This is a genomic window from Alicyclobacillus sp. TC, from assembly GCF_016804365.1.
Classification (GTDB): Bacteria; Bacillota; Bacilli; order Alicyclobacillales; family Alicyclobacillaceae; genus Alicyclobacillus_I; species Alicyclobacillus_I tolerans.
This window is the reverse complement of record NZ_CP044434.1, coordinates 216,601-234,679: the sequence shown is the minus strand read 5'-3', so window position 1 is coordinate 234,679 and position 18,079 is coordinate 216,601. Positions and strand designations below refer to the sequence as shown.

Annotated in this window: 21 protein-coding genes; 8 read left to right on the top strand and 13 right to left on the bottom strand. The window is 46.6% G+C overall.

Annotated features, from left to right (window positions below; genetic code table 11):
• From FY534_RS01185 to FY534_RS01165, 5 genes are all read left to right on the top strand, one after another.
• A complete protein-coding gene (locus FY534_RS01185; protein WP_072873986.1) occupies positions 1–1,140 on the top strand; it encodes a GerAB/ArcD/ProY family transporter in 1,140 nt (379 codons plus the stop codon).
• A 122-nt stretch (positions 1,141–1,262) separates the two neighbouring features.
• Entirely contained in the window at positions 1,263–2,036 is a 774-nt protein-coding gene (locus FY534_RS01180) for a hypothetical protein (RefSeq protein ID WP_072873987.1), read from the top strand.
• A gap of 10 nt (positions 2,037–2,046) precedes the next feature.
• The gene (locus tag FY534_RS01175) at positions 2,047–2,514 is read left to right on the top strand and encodes a hypothetical protein (protein WP_072873988.1); all 468 of its coding nucleotides are present in this window, start codon (positions 2,047–2,049) and stop codon (positions 2,512–2,514) included.
• Between the two features lie 38 nt (positions 2,515–2,552).
• The gene (locus FY534_RS01170; RefSeq protein WP_072873989.1) at positions 2,553–3,122 is read left to right on the top strand and encodes a CBO0543 family protein; all 570 of its coding nucleotides are present in this window, start codon (positions 2,553–2,555) and stop codon (positions 3,120–3,122) included.
• 200 nt (positions 3,123–3,322) lie between these two features.
• Entirely contained in the window at positions 3,323–4,426 is a 1,104-nt protein-coding gene (locus tag FY534_RS01165; protein ID WP_072873990.1) for a DUF3231 family protein, read from the top strand.
• 191 nt (positions 4,427–4,617) lie between these two features.
• Here the strand turns inward: FY534_RS01165 and tsaD are convergent, their stop codons facing one another.
• The 5 genes from tsaD to thiL form a co-directional block, all read right to left on the bottom strand.
• A complete protein-coding gene (gene tsaD / locus FY534_RS01160; RefSeq protein ID WP_072874055.1) occupies positions 4,618–5,634 on the bottom strand; it encodes a tRNA (adenosine(37)-N6)-threonylcarbamoyltransferase complex transferase subunit TsaD in 1,017 nt (338 codons plus the stop codon).
• A gap of 11 nt (positions 5,635–5,645) precedes the next feature.
• Positions 5,646–6,140, bottom strand: a complete 495-nt coding sequence (gene rimI, locus FY534_RS01155; protein WP_255567395.1) for a ribosomal protein S18-alanine N-acetyltransferase — start codon at positions 6,138–6,140, stop codon at positions 5,646–5,648.
• Positions 6,118–6,864, bottom strand: a complete 747-nt coding sequence (tsaB, locus tag FY534_RS01150) for a tRNA (adenosine(37)-N6)-threonylcarbamoyltransferase complex dimerization subunit type 1 TsaB (protein WP_072873991.1) — start codon at positions 6,862–6,864, stop codon at positions 6,118–6,120. Before tsaB ends, rimI begins: the two co-directional genes overlap by 23 nt.
• Positions 6,849–7,433, bottom strand: a complete 585-nt coding sequence (gene tsaE / locus FY534_RS01145) for a tRNA (adenosine(37)-N6)-threonylcarbamoyltransferase complex ATPase subunit type 1 TsaE (RefSeq protein WP_072873992.1) — start codon at positions 7,431–7,433, stop codon at positions 6,849–6,851. The genes tsaB and tsaE overlap by 16 nt, the downstream gene beginning before the upstream one ends.
• A 107-nt stretch (positions 7,434–7,540) precedes the next feature.
• Positions 7,541–8,524 (bottom strand): thiamine-phosphate kinase, encoded by a 984-nt coding sequence (gene thiL / locus FY534_RS01140; RefSeq protein WP_072873993.1) that lies wholly within the window; start codon positions 8,522–8,524, stop codon positions 7,541–7,543.
• Between the two features lie 184 nt (positions 8,525–8,708).
• Here thiL and FY534_RS01135 point away from each other — a divergent pair, with 184 nt between their 5' ends.
• Positions 8,709–9,332: a DedA family protein gene (locus FY534_RS01135; RefSeq protein ID WP_072873994.1), complete on the top strand. Its 624-nt coding sequence runs from the start codon at positions 8,709–8,711 to the stop codon at positions 9,330–9,332.
• Positions 9,333–9,334: 2 nt separating this feature from the next.
• Positions 9,335–9,556, top strand: coding sequence for a DUF1450 domain-containing protein (locus FY534_RS01130; protein WP_072873995.1), 222 nt, complete (start codon positions 9,335–9,337; stop codon positions 9,554–9,556).
• 82 nt (positions 9,557–9,638) lie between these two features.
• On the opposite strand, the gene FY534_RS01125 is transcribed toward FY534_RS01130, so the two are convergent.
• The 6 genes from FY534_RS01125 to FY534_RS01100 form a co-directional block, all read right to left on the bottom strand.
• The gene (locus FY534_RS01125; RefSeq protein WP_072873996.1) at positions 9,639–9,857 is read right to left on the bottom strand and encodes a DUF2922 domain-containing protein; all 219 of its coding nucleotides are present in this window, start codon (positions 9,855–9,857) and stop codon (positions 9,639–9,641) included.
• A gap of 75 nt (positions 9,858–9,932) precedes the next feature.
• Entirely contained in the window at positions 9,933–10,238 is a 306-nt protein-coding gene (locus FY534_RS01120) for a DUF1659 domain-containing protein (protein WP_072873997.1), read from the bottom strand.
• A gap of 228 nt (positions 10,239–10,466) precedes the next feature.
• On the bottom strand, positions 10,467–11,075 hold the full coding sequence (locus FY534_RS01115; protein WP_072873998.1) for an acetate uptake transporter: 609 nt from the start codon (positions 11,073–11,075) through the stop codon (positions 10,467–10,469).
• A gap of 300 nt (positions 11,076–11,375) precedes the next feature.
• Positions 11,376–11,654: a hypothetical protein gene (locus FY534_RS01110; protein WP_072873999.1), complete on the bottom strand. Its 279-nt coding sequence runs from the start codon at positions 11,652–11,654 to the stop codon at positions 11,376–11,378.
• Positions 11,655–12,312: 658 nt separating this feature from the next.
• A complete protein-coding gene (locus tag FY534_RS01105) occupies positions 12,313–12,834 on the bottom strand; it encodes an RNA-guided endonuclease TnpB family protein (protein ID WP_072874000.1) in 522 nt (173 codons plus the stop codon).
• Between the two features lie 278 nt (positions 12,835–13,112).
• Complete coding sequence (locus FY534_RS01100; RefSeq protein ID WP_072874001.1) at positions 13,113–13,475, bottom strand: helix-turn-helix domain-containing protein; 363 nt, start codon at positions 13,473–13,475, stop codon at positions 13,113–13,115.
• A gap of 645 nt (positions 13,476–14,120) precedes the next feature.
• Here FY534_RS01100 and FY534_RS01095 point away from each other — a divergent pair.
• Positions 14,121–15,494, top strand: coding sequence for a family 8 glycosyl hydrolase (locus FY534_RS01095; protein ID WP_072874002.1), 1,374 nt, complete (start codon positions 14,121–14,123; stop codon positions 15,492–15,494).
• A gap of 206 nt (positions 15,495–15,700) precedes the next feature.
• Here FY534_RS01095 and FY534_RS01090 read toward each other — a convergent pair whose 3' ends face one another.
• Entirely contained in the window at positions 15,701–16,522 is an 822-nt protein-coding gene (locus tag FY534_RS01090) for an aldose 1-epimerase (RefSeq protein WP_370541554.1), read from the bottom strand.
• A gap of 240 nt (positions 16,523–16,762) precedes the next feature.
• Positions 16,763–18,073: a xylose isomerase gene (gene xylA / locus FY534_RS01085; protein ID WP_072874004.1), complete on the bottom strand. Its 1,311-nt coding sequence runs from the start codon at positions 18,071–18,073 to the stop codon at positions 16,763–16,765.
• Between the last annotated feature and the right edge of the window lie 6 nt (positions 18,074–18,079).

Below are 18,079 nucleotides of genomic sequence, written 5' to 3'. Positions count from 1 at the left end.
GTGCACCAGCAAAAGTGGTTTTTGTCCGGTTTTCAAGTGACAGAACTCATTTCCGCCAGTTACTTACCGCTCACTTTCTGGATTTTCCCGCGTATAGCGATTGAACAGGCCGATCGCGATGCTCAGTGGTCTGTATTGGTAGCTATTCTGACAAGTGTCTTTATGGCCTGGATTCACACACTCATCAATCAACGTTTTCCCACTTTGACCGCTTGCGAATACACCAACTTAGTTTATGGAAAATGGTTAGGTAAATTTTTCTCTTTTTGCTATTTGCCAGTTTATCTTGCATTTACTTCTATCTGCGTATATCTTTTCATCACGGCCATCAAACCCTACTTCCCGTCCACGCCGCGCGTTGTTTTAGAAATTGTCATTTTTCTGGTGGCGACTCGGGGAGCCTGGATTGGAGTGGAAACGCTTGGTCGCATTTCGTCCATCGTCCACCCGCTGACGTTAGCTGCCGTCACTTTTATTTTTATCTTTATTATGACGCAAAGTAATCACTTCTGGTTGCCGCACGAAATCGTTTCTCTGCCTTTGACATTAAAAGGGGCTCTACATATTTTGCCCATATATCTTGGCTTTAGTTTTTTTCTGTTGATTGGGCCCTATTATAATCATAACAAGCGCATCGCCAAATGGTATCCATTGATTTCTGTTTTTATCTCTGGTTTTGTTATTTTAGTCGCATTTTTTGCGGTTATTCTCAATTTAGGGTGGGAAGGGACTCGCACGCTTTCCTTCAGTATCCCGTTTGTCCTCCAGCTCATTCGTATTCAAGGTTTTTTTGTAGAGCGACTCGGCATTCTGATTATTGTCGTATCGACAGCCTTCTCTATATTGTTTTTAGCCATCCATATTTGGGGAATCTCCTCATTGGCTTGTCAAATTTTTACTAACTCAGAAAAACATTATAAATACTGGGTCATTCCAGTGAGTGCTTCAGGCGTAATCATCGCCAGCTTGATTCCCAATGAACAAATGATTTTTGACATCATTAACATGATTATGGTTCCAGCCAGTGTTGTTTTACTTCTCATCATTCCTTTCACCACCTTGCTGATTGCCATGATTCGCCGCATAAAAACAGAACCACCACCCTCCTTTAATTTTGAAGGCGATCGACCTCAGCGCTAAAAAGTACAAATACCTCTTTGGGTAAACATGTTTGGCTATTTTTTGAACACACTAGCCAATACATGGCCGCAATCAGAAAAGCGACTGGATAGGCGTGAATTGTCTGCACAGGGAGGAACCGCATGATTGATCCAAATATTCGTTACACTCGCGCCGCCCTCAGTTCCATCGATACCGTTCAGTTACATTTACGCAAACCATGGATGTGTGCCTTTTGGTCCTTCGCATTTCCAGGACTTGGACATCTAGCTCGAAATCGTAATTTAACTGGATATTTTTTTATTATGTGGGAATTAATAGTTAACACCCAATCTCATATCAATCTAGCTATTTTTGAAACGCTCATTGGTCATTTCAATGATGCGACAAATGTGCTGAACACACGTTGGCTGTTACTTTACGTAGGTACGTATATTTATTGTATTTGGGATTCTTATCAGGGTGCGGTTAACTTGAATAAACTCTACATGCTTGCCATTCACCGTCCCAAAGCGTTACAGCCCATGAAAATGAATGCACTGGAAATTAACTATCTTGACAAAAAAACACCATGGATAGCGCCTGTCTGGTCTGCCTTTATGCCGGGAGCAGGACATTTTTATCTACATAAAATCCCAAATGGTATTTTATTTCTTGTCTGGTGGATTGTTGTTGCCTATAAAAGTAATCTACTAACCGCCATTCAACTTGCTTTCACAGGACACTTGTCTGCTTCGGCAGCAGCGCTGAATATTCAGTGGTATTTGTTTATGCCTTCGATTTACAGTTTTTCTCTTTATGACTCCTACCTTACAGCCGTCGAGCAAAATCGGCTCTACGAGTTGGAACAAGCCAGGTTCCTTAAAGAGCATTACCAACGCATATCGTTCTCAATGTCCCGCCTATTTGTGAAATGAGGTTCCCAAAATGATTGTATTTGCCACCTTTGATCATTCCATGTATGTAGAACTGGCCATTCAAAATCTTGAGAAACAAGGAATTGATGAAAAACAAATTTTAGCCGTTCCTCTCGATATACGAAACAATAATTTCCAAATTTTAGATAATATTCATCATTCCGATGGTCAAAGCGTTTTTGATGTGGCTGCTGTGCTTTCAACAGTCGGTATGCTGCTTGGCGCAATATACGGATTTGTCCTGCCAGGCGGACCTATTTTAATTGGGATTGTAGGCATGATTTTGGGTGCTTCCCTGGGTTTTTGTATAAAATTGCTTGTTATGCGTAAACATAATCGGAAACAGCAAGCCGCTCGGCAGGGAGAATGCATTCTGGTGATTCAATGCGAACCCAACCAAGTAGAGCATGTGGAGAAGATTTTACAGAGCAATTATGTCATTGGACTTGCCCGTTATCAGGATGGTTCAGACGGATAGACAACCGCACTTAACCAACTGAAAGAAAGGGATAACTGATGAACAAATCTATCTCTTTTCAAAGCGTTTTACAAGCCAAAAGGATTTCCACCGATCTCGTTAAGCAGTTTTGGTTCCAGCACAGCTTTCTAACTTGGCAGTGGTGGTTTCTTCTGGGAATCGCTTTTCTCCCCTGGATTTTTTGGTACTTGTGGGTTGCTGATAAACGACGCTTGTTTGAATTGCTTACTTTTGCTGCTTTTCTCGATGGATGTTCTTTACTTTTTGATACGATTGGCATTAACGAAGGTGCTTGGTTTTACCCCATTCAACTGTATTGGTCATTCGATCCCCCACTTGTTCCTGTGGATATTACAGCTATACCTGTTCTGTTTGTTATAATATACCAATTATGTGAACGTTGGTGGCCCTTTTTGCTTACCACTACACTTGCTGCCTTGGTGTCTTCTTTTGTTTTTGAACCTTTTTTTGTTAATATAGGAATTTATAAACTATTTTATTGGAAATATATATATTCATTTCCTATTTATATTATGATGGTCATGACTGCGCGTGCCTTTACGCTGTTCGTCAAGCAAAAAATTCAGACCCAATCAAGAACAAACTGAAGGTAAAATTTCTTCATCATTGGCGTATATTTTTTTTCCTCATCTCCATAAACCATACACACATAAAAAAAGATAAATTGGATATCTTGTGACAGAACAAGCGAAACTTAGAAATTTTCTCTCTATAGCGTTCTTCCTTAGCCATGGGTTCTGTGGAAAGCAGAATTTCCGATTTGTGTCTATTCAAAGAGGTGAATGGTGTGGCAGAAACAAGTGGAGCAACAATAACTTCAGCAAGTACCAAACAAACCGATGGCACTCCTCAACCGACTACCAACCCAAATAAGAATAACAATTCAACTCCACCTACACCTGGAGTTGCCAAAGCTGGGACCTTGGTCTCTTCGGAAGTGGCCAGCCTTTGGAGTACCTATATGAACGACAGCATGTCTCTCTGCTTAATGGCTCATTTTGCGGCATCTTCCTTACCACAGGATTTTCAGCCTATACTGCAAAAAGCGCAAAACTTTGCCAATCGACATCTGGAATGGATCCGTCAATCTTTTCAAAATACGGACTATCCTATACCCATTGGTTTTCCGGTCTCAGATATCAACCGTCTAGCCCAGCCAGTCTTTCTCCATCCATTTCCTGCCTATTATTTGTACTCCATGGCTAGAATCGGTCTCGTTTCTTATGCAGGCAGTCTCTCCTCTTCCTACACGCAAGAAGTGCGGGATTTTTTCAGCATCTGTCTGCAAGAATCGAGTGAACTAACCAACCAATTATGCAATTATCTCGACCAGCTTGGCTTATTGGAGCGTGCACCCTACAGCCAGTCTTCCAATCACGTTTACCACGTCAACGACAGAACTTTTCTCGGTTCGCCTTTTCATCGAACACGTCCATTGACTGTCTTGGAAATTACTCATTTGCACATGAACTTGGTACGAAGCGCCTTTACAAAAGCGTTGCTGCTTGGCTTTGCTCAAACCGCCAACGACCCTGCAGTTCAGAAAATTTTAACGGACGGTGTACACTTGTTCCAAAAGCACTTTGATACCTTACACCACAAGTTAAGTGAAGATTTCCTCCCCTCTCCAGGACTTTTGGACGACTATGTATCTCCTAGCGACACGTTTACATTTGCGTTGCCACTGATACTTTTCCACACTTCCGAACTACTCGCTGGAGCGATTGGCAACTACGGTTTGGCGCTTGGCGCATCACCGCGCCAAGATATTGCTGTAATGTACGGAAAGCTTATGATATCAATGGGTAAATACGCCAAACACTGCATGAAATTCGTCATTGATAGAGGTTGGATGGAAGAACCTCCTATGGTTCCAAAAAGGTTGCAGTAAAACGGATCGACCAATTTATCCACAACTTATCCACTTTATGCACAACGTTATCCACAACCCTAAGAGGTCGTACAGATAGAAGTCTAATCGTTTTAGAGAGACTTATTCAACCTGTCCACATATTGTGGACAATCTTTTATCCACATCATCTCACAATATAGGGAACACTCAGCTAAATGGCCTAAGCTCCTTTAACTCGTGAGGTTTTGCCACTCAGCGAAAGATAAATTGGCATACGCATTGACATCCAATGTCCCATGGCGTCCAGCCTTCATCATATGGCTGCCAGCAGCTGCAATCATAGCTCCATTGTCTGTACAATAGACAGGATTGGGAAAGAAAATTTCTAAATCGGCGCGGCAGGCTAATTGAGTCATAGCTTGTCGCAACCCACGATTGGCAGCCACACCTCCAGCTACCACAATTCGGCGTAACCCCGTTTTTTTCGCAGCCTGACTGGTTTTAGTAACCAACACATCAAGAACAGCCTGTTGAAAACTCGCGCATATGTCTTCTACAGGCAAATATTCGTGATTGCGCCGTGCTTTCTCCAATCGATTGGCAACCGCTGATTTCAATCCTGAAAAGGAAAAAGATAGCTCTTCACTATCCAGAAAAGATCGCGGCAAATCCAGAGCATCAGGGTTTCCTTGGGCTGCTAGTTTGTCAATTTCCGGCCCGCCAGGATAATTCAAGCCACAGAGCCGCGCCACTTTATCATAAGCTTCACCTGCAGCATCATCGACCGTACCTCCGAGTCTTTGAAAACGAAAATTTTCATCCACAACCAACAATTCTGTATGTCCACCTGACACTACCAAACAAAGCATAGGAGGACGCCACTGAGCTTCTAAACCAGCCGCCGCTACGTGACCCGCAATATGATGGACAGGAAAAAAGGGGAGTCCACTCACCAAGGCGTATCCTTTGGCAGCAGATAAACCGACCAACAACGCCCCGAGTAGCCCTGGTCCACATGTGACAGCGATTCCATCCAATTGGGAAAGCTGCACATTTGCCTCTGTCAAGGCCTGTTCAACCGTTCGCGTAATCACCGCTACATGTTGGCGCGAGGCCACTTCTGGTACCACACCACCAAAAGCTTGATGAATAGCAATTTGCGAGTAGGTAACCAATGAACGTACAGATTGACCGTCAGCCACTACTGCTGCCGATGTTTCGTCGCAACTGGTCTCAATTCCCAGCATCAAACGTTCTTTCACGCGTCCACCGCCTTGTTTTCTTCCAACGGCAAATCGGCCCACATGATGTATGCATCTTCTTGATTGTCTGTGTAATAACCTTTGCGAACGCCTACCGTCTCAAATCCAAGTTTTTTATAGAGCGTTTGTGCTACTAAATTGGAAACTCTGACTTCCAGCGTCATCTTGCGTGCACCTTGCGACATACAGAGTGACATGAGCGAACGCATCAATATCTCGCCCAGGTTTTTACCGCGAAAATCGGGATCAATCGCTATATTCGTGATGTGTCCTTCATCCAAAATCAACCAGACGCCTGCATAGCCGATGATACGTCCGTCATAATCAAACACGAGATAACGCGCAAACTGATTCTCGACCAATTCTGTTACAAACGCTTGCCGGGACCACGGCGCGCTGAACGAGCGGCGCTCCACCTGCATTACCGCATCAACATCAGCAAGTGTCATACGACGCAACTCCAGCTTTTCAGGATTCCAGTCCGTTTCCAAACCGCGCAGCTCCTCTCTCACGCAGGCGAACCTGCGCCTCCACTTCTAGCATGTAATTCGGCAATACTTCATGTATTTCCTCGCGCATCATCGGACGAACGGTTTGACTCGCCAGCCAAAGACCGCGCGGCAAGCGTTCCTGATTGCTTTTCAAGTGAATGGATGTTGCAAATTGAGGTATCTCATCTGCTTGAGCATCCGGAAAATCGTGAATCATCACAAGTTTCACCTGATTCTGCCTGTCTTGAACAGCACGAGTTGCTAAAGAAGACCATTCACTTATCGGTTGTACAGATTCAGGCGCAAGCACCTCCAACCCATCCCCGGCCCCCTGATAGAGCGCTCCAAAAGCACGTCCACGCCGCGCATACAAAAGCGGCAGCAAAAGAAATGGACCTTTATCAATCAGCGGTACTGCAGCATAGGCAAGAGCGGTTAAAGTACTCACAGGTAGAAGAGGAATTTCCAACGCCATGGCCATAGATTTTGCCATACTGACTGCCATACGGACACCCGTGTATGACCCCGGCCCCACACCCACCACAATTTTTTTTAACTGATGAGGCGTTGTCCGACCGCTTTGCAAGATACTCTGCAATAAAGGAGCTAAAGCCGTTGAATGCCCACGGGGCGTTGACGAAACAGCAGAGACAAGTATATTTTCTTCGACGATCAGACCTGTTGCCAAAACTTCTGTCGCTGTATCCATTACAAGGATTGCCACTGTTTCCTCCAGTTCGCCAGCAGAAACTGGCTCTTTGTGCCCACTGCGAAAATTTGCAATATGCGTTTCTCTACATCATCTGTCATACTGCTCTGCATCACCACCACGAGTGCGTCCGATAAATCATTCACAACTCCCTGAGGCCACTCAGCAACCACCACCGCATCGTCTTCCAAAGCCTCGTACCAACCCACACTGTCTAACAGCTCTGGCTCCAATTCTCTCCATGCATGTCTACTCGATGGCCAATTTGCTAAATTGGGTGTTACGTCTTCCGGCAACTCCTGATAGAGACGATAAAAGTCAAAATGCCACAATGGCAACCGTCCCTTGTCATAAACAAAGGCATATACATAACTTGGGGATGGAACCGATTCGCCCGCCCCCAATCCATGCGCTATTCCACTGGTCAATGTGGTCTTGCCCGCACCCAGTGAACCAAACAATAATAACAATGAATTTTTTTCTGCCACACGCCCAAAAGCTTCTCCCAATTGGTATGTTTCAGCAGCAGAAGTGATACTCACAATCCAAGAAAGTCCACTATCATCGATACCTTGATCTGCCATAAAAATCTCCCCATCTGCTGGATGGTTGCTTTGTCAATCAAGATGGCTTTGTCTGCAACACCAATTCCGCTCAGCATGCTATTTTCCGCCCAAACCTATAAAGATTGTCAAAAATGGTGATACCCTGTAGCAAGAATCACATCGAGCTTGCCATCCGGCCACTCCCCAACCACACCATCTCCTGATTCCACCCGGCCAATGGCCGTGATCGGGAGTCGAACAGCTTCCAGTAAAGGGAGTAACCTGGCATAGACAACTGGCGGCGCAGTAGCCACCAATTCGTAATCTTCTCCACCTGACAGGGCATAATCCAGCGCAGATTCACCCAATTGACGGGCAACATTGCGAGTTGCATGATGAAGAGGAATTTTCTCAATTTCCACACGCAACCGAACCTGACTAGCCTTGGCAATTTCATTCAATTCCGAAGCCAGTCCATCCGAGATATCGTTGCAGGAGTTTACACCATAACGCAAGAAAGTCTGCCCTGCTAAAACCCTTGCAGTGGGCCGCCGATGGCGTGAAATGACATAGGCTGCATCAAGAGCATCCCTCATTCCATATGAAGTAAGCAACAACTTTAATCCGGCAGCACTGGCACCCAGATGTCCGGTGACAAAAAGAACATCACCAGGCTTCGCTCCACTGCGTAAGAGTGCTTGTTTTTTGTCAATTTTGCCAAGCACCGTGCTCGTCAACATACTCTGCGAGGATTGTACCAAATCTCCGCCAATCACAGATACGCAATATTCATGACAAGCATCCGCTACTCCTTGATAAATGTTCAACATCTCATCCATGGACAAAGAAGCTGGCAAAGCCAATGAAAGTAAAACACTGGTTGGCGTTGCCCCCATGGCAGCTATATCACTGACTGAGGCTGCCACACATTTATAGCCGACGTCTGCCCAACTGAGTGTGTCTTGGCGAAAATGCACACCTTCCACCATAGTGTCCGTTGAAACCACCACATCATTGTCTATCGGCAATTGGAGAATAGCCGCGTCGTCCCCAACGCCAACACGCACTTCTTCCCCACATGGCGGCAATTGCTCCATGAGACGGCAAATTCGCTCAAACTCATCCGCCATACTTTCTCCTCACTTCCTAAGCCGCTGCTCATCTTTTGGCTACTGTAACCATCATAACAAAACCAATCGCCACATTCCTTTACGCATGAGAAAAAGCGTTGTCCCATACACATACAGTGTGTCCCCATCCAGGAACAACAATCTTTCAAGCAAAAGCAGCCCAAAACAAAGGCGGGAAAGCTCCATGCACATCTGTCTGACCTGCATGATGAACAATATCATTCAATTTCTGGTCGATCTCGGTTATCCAGGCATCTGGTTTGCTCTGTTTATTGAAGGTCTGGGTGTTCCTTTCCCCGGTGACGCTTTCTTGCTCTTTTATGGATTTTCTGCATCCATGGGTCGCATCCACTTAGGTGGTGTGTTGCTAGCTGCAACTCTTGGTTACTTATGTGGTACCTCTCTTGCTTTTTACGCAGCATCTTCTATGGAGTCACGATTCTTGCAAGCAATGATGCGCACAGGCATTGTCAAGAAGCCGCATCTCGATCGCGCTGCCCATCTCATTGACAGGCACAGTATATGGCTCCTGATTCCGGGTCGCTTTGTCCCAGGAATCCGCGCGCTCTCTTCGTACGCGGCTGGCCTCTCACGCATGGCTTTCACACGTTTTGTGCTGTACACTAGCATCGGATCGGCATTATGGTGTTCAATCATCACTTTAGGTGGATATTTTTTTGGCGAAAGTGTACGCACGCTGCTGCAAACTGCGCGCGGACCCGCTCTTTCAATCGCCGTGGCCCTGCTTATGTCTGGACTCATCTTTTACGCTTGGCGACAATGGCTAAAGCAACGAAGGGGGGATTGAGGTTGTCAAAAGCGACATTCTGTCTGCGCAATTTAAAACGTGGTTCGAGAGAAATTATGCGCCGCTTAGCAGATGAAGCCCCTCAGGTAGAACGGCGCACTGTGATTTGTCTCGATCGTTGCGATATATGTATAGAACAACCTTTTCTGCTTTGGCAGAAAAAAGAGTGGCTAATGGCTGAGACGGTGGAACAACTGTGGGAGATGATAGAGAAACGGATATAACAAGAGGATTGTTAACATGATTTCCACCTCTCCCGGATTATGAACTCCGGGAGAAGCAGAATATAAAAGTTGCAAAGTGCGTTTATCCAACCGTTGAACTACTGGTAGTAATGGCTGCAGCTCCTACTTGTTTGACAATATTTCCTTGCGGCAATAAAAAGATGTTTTTTTCAACAATTAAGCTCATGGCTGCGTCGACAGCCGTTTGATCTACAGGTTGTTTGGGATTCGCAATATTGATATGGACTTTTTTGTTGCTATCTGTAAGAAATTGCATTTGCAGAATCATTTTATCGGCCATTTTATACTCCTCCGTCCTCTTGGGTTTTACCTGAGCAAGTGATGGATAGTCCGGCAGTGGATTGATTAGCGTGGTTCAGGCACCGCTAGCAGCATTGCTCTGCGCAGCTTGACCTGAACTGTTGGTTGAAGAACTGCTGGATGTGCTTACTGTCGAACTGCTATCAACGCTTAACGCGACCTGATCTGTACGGGCAACTTGATAGAGAGGCATACTAAAGAGATCAGCCAAAGCATTGCCGACGGCCAGCAAATCATCGTCTGCAACATTGGGATTAACATGAGGAAAATTATGATTTTTGACCTTGATTTCCCCCTTGCTTGTAGTGCCTACATTGAATTGGAGTTGCAATACTCTTCCTAACTCGGTTGTCTGCGCCATGCGCCTTCCTCCTTTTACATTCAGTCAAACTCTATGGGTTAGCAAACCAACTTACTGCTCTGCCGCCGGCTGACAAAGTTAAGTAAAATGGGCTTTGCAACACCCAATATGCAAATTCACCAGGAGGCAGGGGACATAAACAAAAATGCGAATCGCCTTTTGGAAGGCGACCCGCACTATGCAGATTTTTATAATTCCTCACTGTATACAGTGAAGTCTGTTTGAACTTTACTCTGCCACTATGGCTTGTGTTTCTTCCAAATTCACCACATTGCTTGGCAGTGCGTGATGAGCCGTAGCTGCCATCAACATTTGTGTCAGCAGATAGAGACCAATGGCGGCTGAAATCAAACCTGCATAACCGCCAATGGCTGAATTGAGACCTGTCAAGTTGGCAAAAGCGCCACCAAAGAAAGCTATAGCGACAAAGAAAAACAACCAGCCAAAAAGCATATTTTCACGGAACGCAGCTACCACAAAAGGTATTGTCAGTATAGACCAAATTAAGAGAAAAGTGCCCAGGGCAATATTCGCATCCGCACCAAATTTCAAAAAGCCACTCAATTCCATAATCAAAAACACACCAAGTGAGCTAAAGAAACCACCGTAAAATCCATTTACTGTCATGCCAAAAGTATTTTTGCGAATAAATTCTAGAATGCAACAAAGAAAATAAAGTCCACCACCACAAATGAGAATGACAGGTAAAAAGAACGTGGTTGCTAAAGCAGGAACCAGATGTGCGTTAGGAAGATTCAATAAGGTTTGTGATATAACAAAGGCTGCTAAACCAAGTGGAGTTGCCTCTGCCCACCGTTCGGTAGAATGATTTTGCATATACCCACCCCGCTATCTCGCAAAATATTAGTATGAATATTACAAACCTTTAGAGGAAGCGCTTACATACCACCCGCCTCTCACCATAAAGAAGTCATACACTTTATATGAATGATTTATGACAGATAAGCGTGTATGATGCAATACATTTTGAAAAGAAAATTTAGATTTTTTGAATTTTGACTCAATAAAGATTACCGCCATCATTGAAAACAGACATACTCCCATACATTGACTGATACAGGTTAAGATGGCCCCATCTGTCAATACACGTTTTTTTGGTCATAGTGATGAGTTGAGTCAAGCGCAAAGGAATGTATCTACTAAGATAAAAACCGAAACCATGAAAATGTCCCAAGCCCCCTGTCCATCATACATCCGGAGCACTGGCATCGGCTTATAAGTCTTGGCTTTCAGGTCGCTGAGAAGTTGCTGAAGATTCTCCTCCAGATTCCTTTCAAAAGCGGACAGATTTATGCCGTCTACTCCGCCAGTTCCTTTGTTTGCCTTGACTTTCAGCCATGCCTCGGACAGTCGCTGATAACTCAGTAACTGACCATACAGATTGTACCATTTCATGTTCGAGTGTCTCCTCGCAAGCAGAACCATTTTGGCAGTGTTTCGCAGCGGAGGCTTACCAATTGACATGTCTGCTTCTGAATCAACTTTTCAGTAACGACGCCTTCCTTCATTTCACATCAAGTTAAGGTCTCGAAGCTACTTCGCTACTATGAAGTCGCTCTGACTTCTCTCAGCACACGGACAACTTCGAATACCCTTGATATGTCCACGCCCACTTCGGTAACCGAGAGATCTCGACGGGTCACCCGCACTGGCTACAGTGTGCATGTCTCACCCTCCACGTGATGAGCCGCATACCATGTTATCGTGATCTACAGGGCTGACCTACCCCGATAGGGTTTTGGGTTCCGCAGAGAGCGCAGCGTCCCCAACTCATCCCGCCGTTTCGGCATTCAGCATTGCGCTTTCAACCTGCACACTTCGGATAGGGACCCCTCGACACTCCCTCTCTCCTCCGACACGCTCCTCACGGAGACGCCCTAGACGTATCCTTTGCAGCACTGACCATTATGCAGCGCTGACCTGTCCAGCGATTTTCCGCTAGATGTTCAGCATCCAATGCGAGCTGCCGCCCGCACACATTTTCCCCATGCCTAAAGGCAGGGGATTCCAACCATCTCTAGTTGGCTTTCCTGCTTCGTTGAGGCTTGCCTTCTCATTGGCTGGTGAGCTTTCCAGCGGGTCTTATCGCCTCTCCACAGGCTAACACCGCAAGCCCTGCGGCTAAGATGTTTTGAGCGGCGTTCACATCTCTGTCGTGATTCTCCCCGCACTCTGGACACGTACAGTGTCTGACGCTGAGTGGCATCTTCGGCATGATATGTCCGCAATCAAAACACCGCTTACTGGCTGGATAAAACTTGTCGATTTTGACGACCGTTCTACCGTACCATTCAGCCTTATATTCGAGTTGACGTACAAACTCGCCCCATCCTACATCTGCAATGGATTTTGCAAGGTGGTGATTGCGAATCATGTTCTTAACCTGCAAACTCTCTACGGCGATCACTTGGTTCTCGTTTATCAACCGTGTGCTGAGCTTGTACAGGAAGTCTTGACGACGATCCGCAATTTTGGCTTGAATACGTGCAACTTTGAGACGTTCTTTGTCTCTGTTTTTGGAACCTTTCTTTTTCTTTGCAAGTCGGCGTTGTGCTACGGAATCGGTCAATCCCAAATCAATAGCTACCTGATTTTCGCTTGTTGGAACTTGAGGAATTTCCTCATCCGATGAGAATGACGAACGGCAATGCCGCGAACAGGTTGTCCCATATATGTAAATGGGCTTTGGAACGTCACCGGGTCATATATGTTCAATTCACTAAAGCCGTACCCTGCGGATTTCTGCAATTGGTACATGTGCCCAACCAAAATATTGTTGTCACGTTTGGTGATGATGAAAATGATATTGCTTTTGTCAAGGTTCGGAGAAGGCCCTTTTCTACCCCTTGCTCCCTAGTGAAACAGATGGAACACGCCCACAATTGAACCATAAACTGCCCTCCGTTGCTCGATAACATCAATTAGATTATCGAATATATCTTGATTGTCCTCTTCAAAGACTCGGGAAAGCCGTTGCCGCATGAAGGTATCCCCATATGGAACCAAGTACGTTGTACTCGATTTTTGGGTATCTCGCTCCCTATACACCAAACCAGCCTCAACAAGCTGTTGTATCCAGTAGTCGATGGTTCGGGTTTGCTTGCCAAAATACTTCGCGATGGTTTCAATGCTTGGCCATGAGTGACCGAGTTTGTTATTGGCCGCAAATCCGAAGTATAGGTACAAGCGCAGCGGCCTTGAGTCCAGGGTCTTCAAGTAGCCTTTGTTCCTAGACGCATTATATTGAGCGAAAAAACGATCCGCCGCTCGACAGCCCTACACTGCATTCTCATGGCTTTGCAAATGAAGATTTTGATAATTCTTTTAAAATTTCCTATACCTAGAACATAAATCTTACTCGGACACGTTCCTAGTGTGATCTTACACTGAAATAATCACGAATTACCCTTTCAACCCTGCTTCCGCGAAACTCTAACACGAATGACTTCGGAGTGCGGCATCGAGATCACATCCGGAAAACCCAAATCCGGGTAACCAGCTACTAGTAAATAACGATTGAGTTCGGAGTACCGTGCATCCTTGACCAGTAGTGCAGGGCAAAAAAATGTAATGCAGAAGATGAGCATGAAATTAAAGGGGCTGTTGCGATCGATGGTTGAGGACAGAAATAATTTATCCTATAATTAGTTTGTTTAATGTACAAATCAAATATCATGTAACAGTAAAGAGGTAAAACCACCGTGCAAAGAATCTTGAGTTTGTGCATTAAACAACAGTAGTCAACAAGAGTAACAAACGGGCCCAGCATGAAAACGCTTCACTAAAGGAGGTGAGAAAATAATTCACAAATAGCGGTTGGATATATCTTAGTATTCAGAATTTTCAAGAGGAGAGATGAGCTTGAAAAGTGGAATGAAACTGGGTGTTTCCATTCTTTCTGCCACAGCTTTACTGACTCCAATTACATCATTTGCAGCCACGTCTTCCCACAGGATAGAAAAATCCGTCAATGGCAAAGGGGATAGTCCCCAAGGAGCAGTTCAAACTGGAATATACCCAAATTTATTTAAACAGGCAGGGTATACACAGAAACAAATTAATGAAAAGGTTAATACCGATTGGCACCAGCTTTTTCACGGGAATCCCGGGACGTCTGCTGATCATTACTATAATGGACAGGCGTTATACTATCAAATGACGCCTGATATGGCTTATATCGCCTCCATTTCTTCTTATCCCGGTACTGCCAATCCAAACGATGTGCGTACTGAAGGTATGGGTTACGGAATGATGATTGCCGTACAGTTGAATCACAAAAGGGAATTCGATTCTTTGTGGAATTATGCAAAAACGTATATGCAGATTAAAGAGGGACCGACGAAGGATGAGTTTGCATGGCATACTTATCCTGACGGTAAGGTCATTGATTATGGAGTTGCTCCTGATGGCGATCAATGGATTGCCGCTGCACTCGCCTTTGCGGCGGGACGCTGGGGTAATGGGAGGGGTATCTATAACTATCGGAAACAATCCGAACAGATTCTGCATGCCATGTGGCATGACCCATCTCCCGAATTCAGTCAAACCACTTACTTACCTGTCTTCTCACCGCCAAACGCCATGAACTATACGGACCCATCCTACAGTTTGCCAGCTTTTTATAAAGTTTTTGCATCCGTTGATCCGACTGATAAACAGCTATGGAACAAAGCGTACACTTCCGGCGAAAACCTTTTGAAAGATGCCTACAATCCGGCTACGGGACTAGCGCCCGACTACACAAACTTTAATGGCACCCCTTACCCTTCTATACCATCAAACGAACAGCCGACCAATACAAACTATGGCTACAACTTCGAATTTGATGCGTTTCGTGTTATTGCCAATGCCAATGTTGATGCAGCCTGGTTTGGAGTTAAACCTTGGGAAACTACTTATTCGAATGCATTGGAGAACTTCTTTTACCCTGTCATCAATACCTATGGCAACAACTACGAACTTAATGGAACTGAACTCAATTCCAGTTCGGGTCACTCCCCCGGTTTGGTAGCGATGAACGCGTCCTCTGCCATCTCGGCTACGAACCCAGAAAAGATGGCTTTCGTTCAGGCCCTATGGAATACTGCTCTCCCAACAGGGCAATGGCGTTATTATGACGGCATGTTAACCATGCTTGGTATGCTCTACGACAGTGGTAAATTTCGTGATTGGTGGCATCCGGTTGAAAATCGAGCATACCCACGCTCGTTCAAACATAACATAGAAACAAACTAGCTACATCATCCGGGTGAAGATATCGGCTGAGTATGACGCAAATCTCGCAACGCATGCATTTTATCTTAACGACCACCCAAACGGGTGGTCGTTATTTTCAACAAGTTTAAGACTTCGCTTAGACAACGGACTCAGCTGATTGAGTGGATATTGGCCTGCAGGGACGCGGCTAACACAACTACGGCGCGGCACGACAACACGGCGCGTCAATCCTGCTTCACGCCTCCATCACGTACGTACAGGCGACTGTGCGCTTCCCACACCTCACCTGGTCGTACAGGGAACAACCCGACTTCATCTGCTGGCAACTCCAAATTTGGCGCATTGACGACATTCACTTGCGGTTCGGCACAGAAAAACCCAGGCTGCCCGTAGTGGTTCCAAACCATCCATTGCCCGAACCCAAGCCCCACATCGTAGACCAGCGTCACGTCGCGCTTCATGTCCCAGAGTTCCATGCGATTGTAACCGTCTTGTGCAAGCGCCGTGTAATGATTGTCCATCGACTCGACAAACGGGTACGCCCCGACATCACGCAAGGCTTGCTCGTATAAGGTCAAAGGCAGACGAACCCCTGTAGGCAGACCACGATTATCAAGCTCCCAGCGCTCGCCGATAGTGAAGCGACAGCGGTAGTCGGTAGCGTCTCCATGCTCTGCAAACGGCGCGTTGACCGCCGTGTGGAATCCGACCAGGCACGGCATGGATCCACCCCCATCGTTTCGTACCAAAACGTGTTGAGAAAGTCCAAACTCGTTCAGCCCATAGCGCAATTCAAAAGTGAAACAAAACGGCCACTTTGCGAACAGCGGGTGCGCTTCGTCCACTTTCACAGACAGCACAACATAGCTTTCGACCTGAGTACTGCCAAAGTCCTTGACTTCCCACGCGGTATCGTACAAAACACCGTGCAGGTGCGCGCCAGTGGCCGCTTCGTTCACAGGCAATTGAACGTGCGTGCCGGCGTAGGTGAACGTGCCGGCATCGTAACGGTTAGGGGGAACAGGACAGGGATCCCGTACAAATATGGTGTCCGCCTGAAGTCGTCCATCTCATTAACGCCTGGTTCGTGCAGCAGTGTGAAGCCGCGGATGAGGTCGCGAAAGCTAATCAGATTGGCCCCGATTTCAGGGAGAACCGTCGCCTGAAGGTTTTCCCACCGCAAGACGACAGCGCGCTCCCCACGGAAGGTCGTTTCCTTTGCCCCTCTCACTATCAGTTCACCCCCTCCGTTCGTATGGCACCTACCAGCAGTCTGGTATCTGCCATTACACGCTCGTCAGGTACTGGTTGAAGATAGACTTCAGCATCTCCTGACGACCTGACTGGTTCGTAATTTCATGTTCCGTAGCGTACTCTGCGAGCGCCTTAAGGTCTGTCTTCCCGGCAACGATGTCGGCGCCGATTCCGCTCTTGTAGCTGCTGTAGCGGTTGGCGACAAAGTCCTCAAGCACGCCGTCTTCGATCAGTTTGGCTGCCACCTTAAAGCCCTTGGCGAAACTGTCGATACCGGCAATGTGTGCATAGAACAGGTCTATCGCGTCGAACGAGGCGCGCCGCGTTTTCGAATCGAAGTTCAAGCCGCCGCTGTGTAGCCCGCCGTTTTGGATGATCTCATACATCGCGAGCGTCGTGTTGTAGAGGTCCGTCGGAAACTCATCCGTGTCCCAACCGAGCAGCGGATCACCCTGGTTGGCGTCGACCGAACCGAGCACGCCGTAGTGACGACACACTCGCAGCTCGTGTTCAAACGTGTGGCCAGCGAGGGTCGCATGATTCGCTTCGATGTTCAACTTAAAGTGGTGAATCAGGTCGTACTTGTAAAGGAACGCGATTGCGCTTGCTGCGTCGTAGTCGTACTGATGCTTGGTCGGCTCTTTCGGTTTCGGCTCGATCAGGAACTGGCCGGTATAGCCGATCTCCTTCGCGTAGGCGATGGCCATGTGGTAGAAGCGCGCGAGATTGTCGAGTTCAAGCCCCATGTCCGTGTTAAGCAGCGTCTCATAGCCTTCGCGCCCTCCCCAGAACACGTGATTTTCGGAACCAAGCTCTTTGCCGATCTCAAGGCTCTTCTTGACCTGGCCAGCCGCGTACGCGAAGACGTCGGCGTTCGGCGAAGTTGCGGCACCATGCACAAAGCGCGGGTTAGTGAACATGTTTGCAGTGTTCCACAGCAGCTTCACGGAGGAGGTCTTCATGTAGTCCTTGATCATTGAGACGATCACGTCGAGGTTGCGATTGGTCTCAGTCAGCGTGTCGCCCTCCGGCGCAATGTCTCGATCGTGGAAGGCAAAGTATTTCAAACCCAACTTTTCAATCAGTTCAAACGCAGCTTCGACGCGCGCCTTCGCGAGGTCCATACCAGTGTAGCCGTTCCACGGGCGTTGCATCGTCGCAACGCCAAATGGGTCGCTGCCGTCGGCGACCAGTGTGTGCCAATATGCGACGGAGAAGCGCAGATAGTCCTCCATCCGCTTGCCAAGAACGATTTCGTCCGGGTTGTAGTACTTGTATGCGAGCGGGTTATTCGACTCCGAGCCCTCAAATTGAATCTTGCCGACGCCCTCGAAGTAAGTCATGATTTG

Coding starts and splice junctions, on each gene's coding strand:
- FY534_RS01180 (WP_072873987.1), top strand. CDS start 1,263: ATGATTGATCCAAATATTCGTTACACTCGCGCCGCCCTCAGTTCCATC.
- FY534_RS01175 (WP_072873988.1), top strand. CDS start 2,047: ATGATTGTATTTGCCACCTTTGATCATTCCATGTATGTAGAACTGGCC.
- FY534_RS01170 (WP_072873989.1), top strand. CDS start 2,553: ATGAACAAATCTATCTCTTTTCAAAGCGTTTTACAAGCCAAAAGGATT.
- tsaD (WP_072874055.1), bottom strand. CDS start 5,634: ATGCTGGGAATTGAGACCAGTTGCGACGAAACATCGGCAGCAGTAGTG.
- tsaE (WP_072873992.1), bottom strand. CDS start 7,433: ATGGCAGATCAAGGTATCGATGATAGTGGACTTTCTTGGATTGTGAGT.
- thiL (WP_072873993.1), bottom strand. CDS start 8,524: ATGGCGGATGAGTTTGAGCGAATTTGCCGTCTCATGGAGCAATTGCCG.
- FY534_RS01135 (WP_072873994.1), top strand. CDS start 8,709: ATGCACATCTGTCTGACCTGCATGATGAACAATATCATTCAATTTCTG.
- FY534_RS01125 (WP_072873996.1), bottom strand. CDS start 9,857: ATGGCCGATAAAATGATTCTGCAAATGCAATTTCTTACAGATAGCAAC.
- FY534_RS01120 (WP_072873997.1), bottom strand. CDS start 10,238: ATGGCGCAGACAACCGAGTTAGGAAGAGTATTGCAACTCCAATTCAAT.
- FY534_RS01115 (WP_072873998.1), bottom strand. CDS start 11,075: ATGCAAAATCATTCTACCGAACGGTGGGCAGAGGCAACTCCACTTGGT.
- FY534_RS01110 (WP_072873999.1), bottom strand. CDS start 11,654: ATGAAATGGTACAATCTGTATGGTCAGTTACTGAGTTATCAGCGACTG.
- xylA (WP_072874004.1), bottom strand. CDS start 18,073: ATGACTTACTTCGAGGGCGTCGGCAAGATTCAATTTGAGGGCTCGGAG.